The 12,332-nt window shown below is 66.3% G+C and carries 9 protein-coding genes and 1 tRNA gene; 9 read left to right on the plus strand and 1 reads right to left on the minus strand.

All coding sequences use genetic code 11. From position 1 onward, the window contains the following. Window positions 1–277: 277 nt before the first annotated feature. Window positions 278–352, minus strand: a tRNA-Glu gene (locus tag OS124_RS0116625). Between the two features lie 381 nt (window positions 353–733). Here OS124_RS0116625 and OS124_RS0116630 point away from each other — a divergent pair. The 9 genes from OS124_RS0116630 to OS124_RS0116675 form a co-directional block, all read left to right on the plus strand. Beyond that, window positions 734–2,131 carry a family 4 glycosyl hydrolase gene (locus tag OS124_RS0116630; protein WP_010140941.1) on the plus strand — a complete coding sequence of 466 codons (1,398 nt, stop codon included), beginning with the start codon at window positions 734–736 and terminating at the stop codon, window positions 2,129–2,131. Beyond that, window positions 2,131–3,015, plus strand: coding sequence for a carbohydrate ABC transporter permease (locus OS124_RS0116635; RefSeq protein WP_010140943.1), 885 nt, complete (start codon window positions 2,131–2,133; stop codon window positions 3,013–3,015). Before OS124_RS0116630 ends, OS124_RS0116635 begins: the two co-directional genes overlap by 1 nt. A 5-nt stretch (window positions 3,016–3,020) precedes the next feature. Next, window positions 3,021–3,938 (plus strand): carbohydrate ABC transporter permease, encoded by a 918-nt coding sequence (locus tag OS124_RS0116640; RefSeq protein WP_010140944.1) that lies wholly within the window; start codon window positions 3,021–3,023, stop codon window positions 3,936–3,938. Further along, a complete protein-coding gene (locus tag OS124_RS0116645) occupies window positions 3,938–5,062 on the plus strand; it encodes an ABC transporter ATP-binding protein (protein WP_010140946.1) in 1,125 nt (374 codons plus the stop codon). The genes OS124_RS0116640 and OS124_RS0116645 overlap by 1 nt, the downstream gene beginning before the upstream one ends. A gap of 27 nt (window positions 5,063–5,089) precedes the next feature. Next, a complete protein-coding gene (locus tag OS124_RS0116650; protein WP_029375514.1) occupies window positions 5,090–6,349 on the plus strand; it encodes an ABC transporter substrate-binding protein in 1,260 nt (419 codons plus the stop codon). A 139-nt stretch (window positions 6,350–6,488) separates the two neighbouring features. Then, on the plus strand, window positions 6,489–9,074 hold the full coding sequence (pglA, locus tag OS124_RS26640) for a polygalacturonase PglA (protein ID WP_010140948.1): 2,586 nt from the start codon (window positions 6,489–6,491) through the stop codon (window positions 9,072–9,074). Further along, window positions 9,071–10,477, plus strand: a complete 1,407-nt coding sequence (locus OS124_RS0116665) for a pectinesterase family protein (protein WP_010140949.1) — start codon at window positions 9,071–9,073, stop codon at window positions 10,475–10,477. The genes pglA and OS124_RS0116665 overlap by 4 nt, the downstream gene beginning before the upstream one ends. Window positions 10,478–10,491: 14 nt before the next feature. Then, a complete protein-coding gene (locus OS124_RS0116670) occupies window positions 10,492–11,298 on the plus strand; it encodes an NAD-dependent epimerase/dehydratase family protein (RefSeq protein ID WP_010140950.1) in 807 nt (268 codons plus the stop codon). 240 nt (window positions 11,299–11,538) lie between these two features. Beyond that, window positions 11,539–12,332: aldehyde dehydrogenase family protein (locus tag OS124_RS0116675; protein WP_010140951.1), on the plus strand; the 794-nt coding region annotated here is incomplete at its 3' end.

Here is a 12,332-nt window from a genome sequence, read left to right on the forward strand (position 1 = left end):
GTTGAGACCCATAGAGTGATGGTTGCCATTGGGGTCGCGTAAGGCTCTGTGCAAAGCCCTTGATGGTCTTGGGGGCGTTCTCAATTGCCCCGGTCGTTCGGCTCTACCGGTTCACCACGGAAGAGCTGTGCGTCTGAGCCATGGCAAACGATTTGTCCCACCTATCTAACAGCAGCGCGCTATGGAAGAATGACGGAAGGGGTATGTGTCCAAGATGTGGTGCCTAAGGCTGGTTGATTCACACCATGTCGCTATAGGGTCACAAGTCTTGTGAAGGTGGCAGCCCGTAGGGGAATCGAACCCCTCTTTCCAGGTTGAAAACCTGGCGTCCTAACCGATAGACGAACGGGCCGCGCTTGCGGTGAGGGGCTTCTAGTCAAAGCCGCGACGGGGCGCAAGAGGCCTCGCGTTGTTTTTCGCATCTCGCGGCAACGGGTGCGCCACCGGGCTGCGATTCCTGTCAGACAAGTTTGGCGGAATGCGCCGTCATCCGGCGCGTTCCACAGGCAAGGCTGGCTGGAGATTTGCCCGGATGCCATGGAGCTGTCCCGCCATTCGTCTGATGTATCCTCCTGATTTTACTGGGTTCAGCGGCCCTTTCTGCCGGGCCGGGGACGGGGGGCAACAAATCGGTTGCGTCGGTGGGAGGGGATGTCATACAACTAGTCCGACAACTTTCGGAGGAGGAGCTGTCGCGGCACCCAGGGGCGCCCCCGGCAGCAGCATAGCACATATGACGAAAACCGGGTCGCAATCTCTGGACGTGACAATCGCCTATATCGGCGGCGGGTCGATCAACTGGGCGCTTGGGCTGATGGCCGATCTGGCGGCCGACACCCAGCTTGCCGCAGATGTTCGCCTTTACGACATCGACCGGGCGGCGGCGGAAGAAAACGCCCGACTCGGGGCGCGCTTCGCCGAGGTCTCCGAGGGGACGCCGGCGCGCTACAGTGTCGCCGGCAGCATGGAAGAGGCGCTGACGGGCGCCGACGTGGTGGTGGTCTCGATCCTGCCCGGCTCGTTCAGCGACATGGCCGAGGATATCAACATCCCCTTCCGTTACGGCGTGCCCCAGGCGGTCGGCGACACGGTGGGGCCGGGCGGTTTCGTGCGCGCCCTGCGCTCGATCCCCATGATGATGGAGATCGGCCGTGCGATCGGCCAGCACGCCCCCGACGCCTATGTCTGCAACCTGACCAACCCGATGTCGGTGCTGACCGGCGCGCTCTTCCGCGCCTTCCCGGCCATCAAGTGCTGGGGCGAGTGCCACGAGGTCACCAAGCTGCGCAAGCAGGTGGCCTGGCTGGGCAACCGCGCGGCGGGCGAAGGCCTCTACACGCATCGCGATGTCGAGGTGAACGTCCTTGGCATCAACCACTTTACCTTCGTCGACCGCATCGCGCTGAAGGGGCAGGACATGCTGCCCGCCTACCGTGCCTTCGCCGAGGAATTCGCCGGCGGCTGGGTCGCGCAGGAGCCCGATCCCTCGGACCGCTGGGCGCAGTATTACGACGACCGCAGCCGGGTGAAGTTCGACATGTTCCGCCGCTTCGGCATCCCGGCCGCCGCCGGCGACCGCCACCTGGTCGAGTTCATGCCCGCCGCGGACTACCTGCAACGGCCCGCCGACTGGGACTTCGGCCTGACCCCGGTCGAGTTCCGCATCGAGGACAATGCCGAGAAGCGCCGTCGCCGCGCGGCGCTGCTGGCGGGCGAGGGGCAGGTGGCCGCGAAACGCTCGGACGAGGCGCTGGTGGATCAGATCATCGCGCTGATGAGCGGCGGCAGCCATGTCTCGAACGTCAACCTGCCCAACCGGGGCCAGATCGAGAACCTGCCGATGGGTGCCATCGTGGAAAGCAACGCGATGTTCTCGGGCCTTGGCGTCACGCCGATGATGGCAGGGCGCCTGCCCGACACGCTGGCGCCGATCATCAACGACCACGCAGAGCGCCAGAGCGCGGTTCTGGAGGCGGTGGCCGAGGGCCGTCACGACGGGCTCTTCGACCTGTTCCGCAGTGATCCGCTGGTCGCGCCGCTTGGTGGCAACGAAGCGCGGCAGATGTTTGCAGAGATGGTCCGCGCCACCGCGAAGCACCTGCCCGAAACCCTGGTGAAGGAGGTGGCCTGATGGGCGGAGACAGCAAATACGTCGGCCTCTGGTACGTCGCGCCCTATGTGATCGGGCTGGCGCTGTTCATCGCCTTCCCTTTCGTGGCGTCCTTCTATCTCAGTTTCACGGACTATGACCTGCTGTCGAAGCCGGAATACGTCGGTCTCGACAACTACAAGAAGCTGTTAACCCGGGATCGCACCTTCGACAAGTCGCTGAAGGTCACGCTGATCTACGTCTTCACCACGGTGCCGCTGAAGCTGGTCTTCGCGCTGTTCATCGCGGTGGTGCTGAACTACCGGCTGAAGGCGATCAACCTGTTCCGCACGGCCTATTACGTGCCCTCGATCCTCGGCGGTTCGGTCGCCATCGCGGTGCTGTGGCGCTACATCTTCGCCGACACCGGCCTGGTGAACATGGCGCTGACGGGTATCGGCATGGATCCGATCAACTGGTTCGGCGATCCGGAAAACGCGCTCTTCACCATCACGCTGCTGCGCTGCTGGCAGTTCGGCTCGGCCATGGTGATCTTCCTCGCGGCGCTGCAATCGGTCGACAAGTCGCTTTACGAGGCGGCGGCCATCGACGGTGCGGGGCCGTGGCAGATCTTCCGCTCGATCACCCTGCCGCTGATCACCCCGGTGATCTTCTTCAACCTGATCATGCAGACCGTGCAAGCCTTCCAGGAGTTCAACGGACCCTACATCATCACCCAGGGCGGCCCCCTGAAATCCACCTATCTGCTCCCGCTCTACATCTATGACGAGGCCTTCAAGAGCTTCGACATGGGCTATGCCTCGGCCATCGCATGGGTCCTCTTCGCCATCATCATGGTGCTGACGCTCATCGCCTTCTGGTCGTCCAAGAAGTGGGTCTACTACGCAGGCGACAAGCGGAGCTGAATGACATGGCTGCCTTCTCCTATCTTCCCAAGCATTCCGGCAGTGGCGAGCGCGAGGCGCCCACCCAGCTGGAGATCAAGCTGCGCCGCAAGGCCCGCATCAACGCGGCGCTGCGCTACTTCCTGCTGGCGGCCGTCGGGCTGGTCATGGTCTACCCGCTGATCTGGCTCATCGGGGCCAGCTTCAAGACGAACTCCGAGATGTTCTCGTCGCCCGGCTTCTGGCCGAAGAACCCGACGATCCAGGGCTACATCGACGGCTGGCAGACCTCGACGCCCTATACCTTCGGGCGCTTCTTCCTGAACTCGCTGTGGATCATCATCCCCAAGACCATCGGCACGGCGATCTCCTGCACGCTGGTGGCCTACGGCTTTGCCCGCTTCGAGTTTCCGGGCAAGAAGATCCTCTTCGCCTCGGTCATCGCCACTCTGCTGCTGCCCAACGTGGTGACGCGCATCCCGCAGTACCTGCTGTTCCGCGACCTGGGCTGGCTGAACACCTTCCTGCCGCTCTGGGTGCCCTCGGCACTGGCCGGCGACGCGTTCTTCGTCTTCATGGTCATCCAGTTCCTGCGCGCCATCCCGCGCGACATGGAAGAGGCGGCCCGCGTCGACGGGGCCAACACGCTGCAGACGCTGGTCTTCATCGTCGTGCCGATGCTGATGCCGGCGCTGATCTCGGTCTGCCTGTTCCAGTTCATGTGGACCATGAACGACTTCCTCGGCCCGCTGATCTACCTCAGCTCGGTCGACAAGTATCCGGTCAGCCTGGCGCTGAAGCTCTCGATCGACACGACCGAGGCCTTCGCCTGGAACCAGATCCTCGCCATGTCGGTGCTCGCCCTGGCGCCAAGTCTCGCGGTCTTCTTCATGGCTCAGAAATATTTCATCGAAGGCATCTCTACAGGGGGGGTGAAAGGCTGATGGCCGAGTTGCAACTGCGCGGGGTCGAGAAGACCTACGGGAACGGGTTCAAGGCCGTTCATGGCATCAACCTGGACGTGGCAGAGGGCGAGTTCATGGTCCTCGTGGGCCCCTCGGGCTGCGCCAAGTCCACCACCCTGCGGATGATCGCGGGGCTGGAGACCATCACCGGCGGCGAGGTCAAGATCGGCGAACAGGTGGTCAACGAACTGGTGCCGGGCCGTCGCGGCATCGCCATGGTGTTCCAGAACTATGCGCTTTACCCGCACATGAAGGTGCGCCGGAACCTGTCGTTCGGGCTGAAGCTGAAGCGCAAGCCCAAGGCCGAGATCGAGACCGCCACGGAAGAGGTCTCGGGCATCCTCGAGATCGAGCAGCTGCTCGACCGGCTGCCCAAGCAGCTGTCGGGCGGTCAGGCCCAGCGGGTGGCCCTGGGGCGCGCGCTGATCAAGCACCCCGAGGTGTTCCTGTTTGACGAACCGCTGAGCAACCTCGACGCCAAGCTGCGCGCCTCGATGCGGGTCAGGATCACCGATCTGCACAAGCGCCTGCGCGACGAGGGGCGGCCCGCCACCGTGGTCTACGTGACCCACGACCAGGTCGAGGCGATGACCATGGGCGACCGCATCTGCGTGATGAAGGATGGCCACATCATGCAGGTCGCCGATCCGACGACGCTCTATGAGCGTCCGGCCAATGATTTCGTCGCCGGCTTCATCGGCATGCCCGAGATGAACCTGGTGAAATGCGTGCTGACCCATGACGGCGCGCTGCCGGTGCTGACCGCAGGCACGCAGAAGATCACCGTGGCCGAAGGGCTGGCTGGACGGCTTTCTGCCCAGGAGGGCCCGGTGACGCTGGGCATCCGCCCGCAGCACCTGCAGGTTGTCGCGCCCGGCACCGAGGGCGCCTTCACCGGCACCGTCAGCAATATCGAATTCCTCGGCCACGAGGTGAACCTGCACGTGGAAGTGGAGGGGGCACAGTTCGTCGTCGTCGTCCCCTCGGCCGAACTCGACAAGAAGATCGGGCGCGGCGACCAGGTGGGTCTGCGTCCCCTCGGGGCGAGTATCCACATCTTCGACGCGGAAAGCGGCGTGAACGTGTCGCTGCCCGCCGATTAAGACCAACGTCTGTTCAGGGAGGAAAACATGAAAAAGACGTTTATTGCCATGGCACTTGCCGGCACCGCTCTCAGCGGTACTGCCCAGGCCGCCGATCTCCGCATGAGCTGGTGGGGAGGGGACAGCCGCCACGAAGCCACCCAGGAAGCACTGAAGGTCTGCGGCGAAAAGCACGGCCACACCATCCAGCCCGAATTCACCGGCTGGGGTGGCCACTTCGAGAAGGTCGCGACCCAGATCGCAGGCAAGACCGAAGCCGACATCATGCAGATCAACTGGCCCTGGCTACCGATCTTCTCGAAGAACGGTGACGGATTTGCCGATCTGAACACGCTCTCCGATACCATCGACCTCAGCAACTGGACCGAAGACCAGCTGGCCGCGGGCGTGCGCAACGGGGCGCTCAACGGCCTGCCGATCTCGACCACCGGGCGGATCTTCGTCTTCAACAAGACCATGTTCGACAAGGCCGGCCTGGCACTGCCCCAGACCTGGGACGAGCTGATGGCCGCCGGCCCGGTCTTCGCCGAAAAGCTGGGCGACAATTACTATCCCTTCGAGGGTATCGCGCTGGACGCCTCGCTGATCATCCAGGCCTACCTGACCCAGAAGACCGGCACCCCCTTCATCGACCCCGAAACCAACGAGGTGACCTGGTCGAAGGAAGACATCGTCGAGGGCCTGAACTTCTACAAGGCCATGGTCGACAATCACGTGATCCAGGCCTGGGGCGACGTGGCTGCGGCGGGCAATATCGCGCTGCACGAGAACCCCAAGTGGGTCAACGGCGAGATCGCCGGCACCCTGCAGTGGGACTCGACCTACTTCAAGATTTCCGATCCGCTCGCCGAGGGGATGGAGCTTGATTACGTCGGCATGCTCTCGCAGGACGGTGAAAAGACCGAGGGCATCTACCGCAAGGCCTCCATGGTCTTCTCGATCTCGGCCAATACGGACGAGCCCGAGGCCGCGGCCCAGATCGTCAACTGCCTGCTGAACGAGCCCGAGGGCATCGCCGCCATGGGCACCGCCCGCGGTGTGCCCGCCTCCTCGGCCGCCCTGACCCAGCTGTCCGAGGCAGATGCCTTCGAGCCGATGCAGTTGAAGGCGCAAGAGCAGGTCCTGAAGGCCTCCGGCCCGGCGATCAGCCCGTTCATGGAAGACCAGGACGTGCGCAGTGCCATCGAGGACTCGCTGGAACTCTTCGCCTATGGCGAGATTTCCGCCGAGGAAGCCGCTGACGAGATGCTCTACGGCATCCAGGAATTCCTCGACGACCTGAAATGACGCCGTGATCCGGTGGGGCCAGCGCCCCGCCCGAGCGGACCCGAGGGGGCCGGACCGCCGCGCCCGGCCCCTTTTCGCGACCTGCCCACCAGACCTTGAACGCCCGCCCAGCCTGCGGGCGCCTGCACTGGAAGACCTGATGACTGCCCTCTCGATCGCCTCCGTTTCCCCGCACACCGCCTGCCTGTTGGTGACCCCGCCCGGCACGCGCTATGGCCTCGCCACCCCCCTGGGATGGAGCTGCACCGGCGAGGGCCGCATCGTCGCGCGGGGCGAAACCTCGGTGGCGCCGGTCTTCCTCGAGGGGCTGAGCCCCGATACCGACTACGAGTTTTCCATCGGGCGGCAGGCGCTGTCCTTCCGCACCGCGCCCTGCGCCGGTCTGGTCGACGTGACTGACCACGGTGCTTCGCCCGACCTGCCCGACAACGCCCCCGCCTTCGCTGCGGCCCTCGCGGCGCTGCCCGAAGGCGGCACCCTGCGCGTACCGCCGGGCCGCTTCGCCATTTCGCCGGTCTTCCTGAAGGCGCGCATGACCCTCTGGCTGGAGGAAGGCGCCGAGCTTTGCGCCCTGCACGACCGCGCTGGCTGGCCGATCCTGCCGCCCCGGGACGACGCGGGGCGCGTCATAGGCACATGGGAAGGCCTGCCCGAAGCCGCCTTCGCCGCGCCGCTGACCGCCATTGACTGCGACGGCCTGACGATCACCGGCCTTGGCATTCTGGACGCAGGCGGTGATCGCGGCGACTGGTGGTCCTGGCCCAAGGAAACCCGCGCCGGCGCCCGCCGCCCGCGCGCGCTGTTCCTGGCCCATGGGCAGGGCGTCCAGCTTTCGGGCATCACCGTGCGCAACTCGCCCAGCTGGACGGTGCATCCCTACCGCATCGACGGGCTCACCTGCGCCGGTCTGAAGATCCAGAACCCGCCCGACAGCCCAAATACCGACGGCCTCAATCCCGAAAGCTGCACCGATGTCACCCTCGCGGGCATCCATTTCTCGGTCGGGGACGATTGCATCGCGGTGAAATCCGGCAAGCGCGGCACCGGGGCGCTGAAGGGCCTCGCCGGTCACCTCGCCCCCACACGCCGCCTGCACGTCCATCACTGCCTGATGGAGCGCGGCCACGGCGGCATGGTGCTGGGCAGCGAGATGTCGGGCGATATCACCGATGTCACCGTCACCGCCTGCGAGTTCATCGGCACCGACCGCGGCCTGCGCATCAAGACCCGACGGGGCAGGGGAGGCGAGGTCGCCCGCGTCCATTTCTCGGACGTGCTTATGCAGGGCGTCGGCACGCCGCTGGCGATCAACGCCTTCTACTACTGCGACCCCGACGGACGCTCGCCAGAGGTCCAGTCCCGCAGCCCCGCGCCGGTGGACGAGACCACCCCGAAGATCCACGACATCACCTTCTCGGACGTCATCGCCACCGATGTGCCGGTCTGCGCCGTGGCGGTGCTGGGCCTGCCCGAAGCCCCCGTGACCGGCGTGCGGCTGAAGAACTTCCGCGCCTCGCTGGATCCTTCGGCCCCGCCGCAGGTGCCGTTGATGGCCGATGGGGTCGAGCCGGTCGCGGGCCGCGCGCTCTGGTCCGACTTCGCCGAAGTGACGGGCCAGGTCATCCCGATTGACGAACAGGAGGCGCCGCAATTGCTGACGCGCTATTTCAACGATTTCCTCGCCGCCTATCAGCCCTACAAGGAGGGCCGCTGGTGCTACGAGGACGGCTGCATCTATCGCGGCCTGCAGCTGCTGGCCGATGCAACCGGGGAGGGCCATTGGCGCGACACCATGAAGCGCATGGTGGATGCCCAGATCGGGGAGGGCCCAAGCCTCGCGGGCTACAATCCGTCGGAATACAACATCGACAACATCCTGTCGGGCCGCGCCCTGCTGGACCTGGCCGCGCAGACCGGCGATCCGGTCTACATGCAATGCGCCGAGCTTGAGATCCGCCAGCTCGACACCCATCCGCGCACCCATTCCGGCGTCTACTGGCACAAGCTGCGCTACCCCTGGCAGGTCTGGCTGGATGGTCTCTACATGGGGCCGCCGTTCCAGATCGGCTACGGTCTGGCCACGGGGAAAGAGGTCTATGTCACCGACAGCCTGACCCAGCTCGACACCGCGCTGAAGATGCTTTTCGTCGAAAAGACGGGCCTTTACGCCCATGCGATCGACGAGGCCAAGATGCAGCCCTGGTGCGATCCCGAAACGGGGATGAGCCACGCGCATTGGTCGCGCTCCCTCGGCTGGCTGGTCATGGCGCTGGTCGACGTGGCCGAGCTGGTCGGCCCCGAGCGTTTCGCGCCCCTGCGCGAGCGTACCGTCAAGCTGCTGGACGATGTCGCCAGCTACCGCCGCCCCGAGGGCCTCTGGCTGCAGGTCCTCGACGAACCGGACCTCGAGGGCAACTTCCTGGAAACCTCCGCCTCGGCGATGTTCGTCTACGGGCTGCTGAAGGGCGCCGAGCTGGGCCTCTACGATGGCGACGTGACGACCCTTTTCGACGACCTCACCGCCTATGCGCTGCGCGAGGTCGATGGCAAACTGTCCATGGTGGAAATGTGCTGGGTCGCCGGCCTCGGCTGGTTCGAAGGACGTTTCCGCGATGGCACCGGCCCCTACTACGTCTCCGAGCGCCGCGTCTCGGATGATGCCAAGGGCGTAGGCCCCCTGATGATGGCCGCCGCGGCCGAGATCGCCCGGAAAGCGCGGGCATGACCTCTGCGACCCTCACCGACTGGGCCCTGCGCCACCACGGCATCCGACCGATGCTGACGGACGACCAGGCCGCGCAGGTCACGCTCTCCGAGGTGTTGCGCTACACCGGCCCCGTCACCGCCCTGCGTGACGAGCCATGGGAGCCGCCACGCGAGGTCCCTGATATCGAACCGGAAATCCGGGTTACCCCCGGCACCGGCAGCCTGCAACAGGCGGTCGAACAGGCCATCGCCAAGGCCCGCGCAACCGGGCAGGGCGGCCGCGTCGTGATCGGTGTCCTTCCCGGCATCCACACGGGCCTGCTCTACCTCCCGAAGGTCGAGATCGACGGAGACCCCCTCAGCTTCACCCTGCTTGGCCTCGGCGCCACGCCCGCCGACGCGCAGCTTGCCGAGAGCATCGACGCGGAGATGCCGGGCCTCGAGTACTGCGCCCGCTTCGACGCCCAGTTCAGCGGTGCCAGCCCCGAGACCCGCGCCATCCACGCCCGCATTGCGGCGCGAGAGACCCTCAGTACCCACCTGTCCAGCGTCGTCCGCAACGAGGCGCCCGATACGCAGGTCTACAACCTGACCATTCGCAACACCTATGGCTGCTCCCGCTCCGAGGCCACGCCCGCTGGCGTTCAGCCTGACGCGCAGGGCCGCTTCCCCCGGGGTCAGCACCAGGCTGTCGCCCTGCTGTCGGCTGGTGGCGACCGGCTGGTTCTGGGCCGTGTCCGCCTCTCCAGCTGGCAGGACACGCTCTACCTGCAATCCCCCGACAAGGCCTCTACCTGCCGCAGCTACCTCTTTGACTGCGCCATCGAGGGTGACGTCGACTTCATCTTCGGCCAGTCCACCGCCTGGTTCGAGAGCTGCGAGATCCGTGCCCGTGGCGACCGCGACGCCCATTGCTGGCTGACCGCCCCTGCGACCCATGCGCGGACCCCCTGGGGCTTCGTCTTCCACGCCTGCCGACTGACCCACGACGGCTCTGCCCGCATGGGCCAAAAACGCACCAACCTCGGGCGCCAATGGTTCGAGGGCGTCAAGGCCTCGCCCTATGGTCTCGCCCCCGAAGCGACCCGCGTCATCCGCGCCGCCACCAGCGGGGTCGAGCCGCCAACCATCAGCGATGACTCGCTTCTCTCGGTCGGAAAATGCCTCTGGCTCGACTGCGCGCTTGGCTCGCACATCAACCTGAACGCCCCCTGGGACGACTGGTCCGGTCCCGGCTACACCGCCTCCGGCCAGCTCCGCGACGGCCCGCGCCAGCCCCGCTACCGCCCGCCACAAACTGGCCCCGCCGACATGGCGCGCTTCCTGCACAACTGGCCCGGGGCAGGGAATCTCTCCGCCCTCGGCCCCGACTTCCCCTGGCTCGGCGAATGGCGGAGCCACCCCCTGATAGACCCGGCATGACGAAAGGCACAGCCATGACAAAGATCCTGCTCACCGGCGCTACCGGCAGCATGGGCCGCGCCATCCGCCCTCTCCTTGGCGAAATCGCGACCGAGGTCGTCCTGTCGGGCCGCCGCGAGATCACCGACCTCGCCCCGCACGAAACCTTCCGCCTCGCCGAGCTGCACGACGCCGCCTCGCTGCATGCCGCGATGCAGGGCTGCGACGCGGTGATCCACCTTGGCGGCTATTCCATCGAAGGCCCCTTCGCGCCGATCATGGAGGCCAATATCCTCGGCCTCTACAACCTCTACGAGGCAGCCCGCGCCAACGGCCAGCCGCGCATCCTGTTCGCCTCGTCGAACCACGTGGTGGGCTTCCATGCGCAATCCGACGTGATCGACGCCAGCGCGATGCCGCGCCCCGACAGCCTCTACGGTGTCTCCAAGGTCTTCGGAGAGGCCCTGGCCCGCTTCTACTTCGAGAAGTTCGGACAAGAGACTGCGATCCTGCGCATCGGCTCATGTTTCGATGAACCGACCGACCACCGGATGCTGTCCACCTGGCTCAGCTACCGCGATTTCGTCGCCTTCTGCCGTGCCGCCTTCACCGTGCCCGTACTGGGCTGCCCCATCGTCTACGGTTGCTCGGCCAATGACCGCAGCTTCTGGGACAACCGCGCCGCCAACTACCTGGGCTGGCAACCGCAGGACAATGCCGAGGCCTGGGCGGCCCAGGTCGAGGCTGCCATTCCGAACCCCGATCCGCAGGACCCCCTGCATGTCTATCAGGGCGGCAAGTTCACCGCCCTGCCGATCCATCAGGAGGGGGACGATGCCTGACACCCGTCTCAACCGCCGCGCTACCGGTCGCTCCAGCGGCCCGGTTGCCGGTCGCCCATTCGCCTGGTGCGCCGCAGCAGCTGTGTGCCCAGCGACCAGTTTCCCCGTGACCAGTTGCCCCGTGACCAGCCGCCCGGTGACCAGCCGCCGAGTGATCCGGCGCCGGGTCTTGGCCTGCGCGGGTCCGCACCGGGCCTCTCATCCCGGTGGCGCCAGCCGTTCCACCCCAGCAGGAGCCTGATGATGCCCGACACCTTCACGCCGCATGGCAAGCACCTGATCGTCGGCACCTGGGTCGCCGGAGAAGCGACCTTCGCCTCAGAACCGGCCCAGGGTACGTCCTTAGAATATGCTATTGGCACGCCCGCGCTGGTCGATGCCGCCTGTGTGGCCGCCGAAGAGGCCTTCTGGTCCTACGGCTATTCCAGCCGCGAAACCCGCGCAGCCTTCCTTGAGGCCATCGCCGAAGAGATCGAGGCCCGCGGCCCCCGGATCACCTGGATCGGCACCTCGGAAACCGGCCTGCCGGCCGCCCGCCTGGAAGGCGAGCGCGGCCGCACCACTGGCCAACTGCGCCTCTTCGCCAGCCATATCCGCGCGGGCGATTTTCTCGACCGCCGTCACGACGCCGCGCTGCCAGACCGCGCGCCGCTGCCGCGCCCTGAGATGCGCATGATCCAGCGCCCCGTAGGTCCGGTCGCCGTCTTCGGCGCCTCGAACTTCCCGCTCGCCTTCTCGACAGCCGGGGGCGACACCGCCGCCGCGCTCGCGGCCGGCTGCCCGGTCGTCGTCAAGGGCCACTCCGCCCATCCCGGCACGGGCGAGATCGTGGCCGAGGCCATCCATGCCGCGATCGCGCGCACCGGCGTGCATCCCGGCACCTTCTCGCTGATCCAGGGCGGCAAGCGCGACGTCGGCACCGCCCTCGTCCAGCATCCGCTGATCAAGGCCGTCGGCTTCACCGGCTCCCTCGGCGGAGGGCGCGCCCTGTTCGATCTCTGTGCTCAGCGTCCCGAGCCCATCCCCTTCTTCGG

Source organism: Oceanicola sp. S124 (genome assembly GCF_000220565.1).
Taxonomy (GTDB): domain Bacteria; phylum Pseudomonadota; class Alphaproteobacteria; order Rhodobacterales; family Rhodobacteraceae; genus Pseudooceanicola.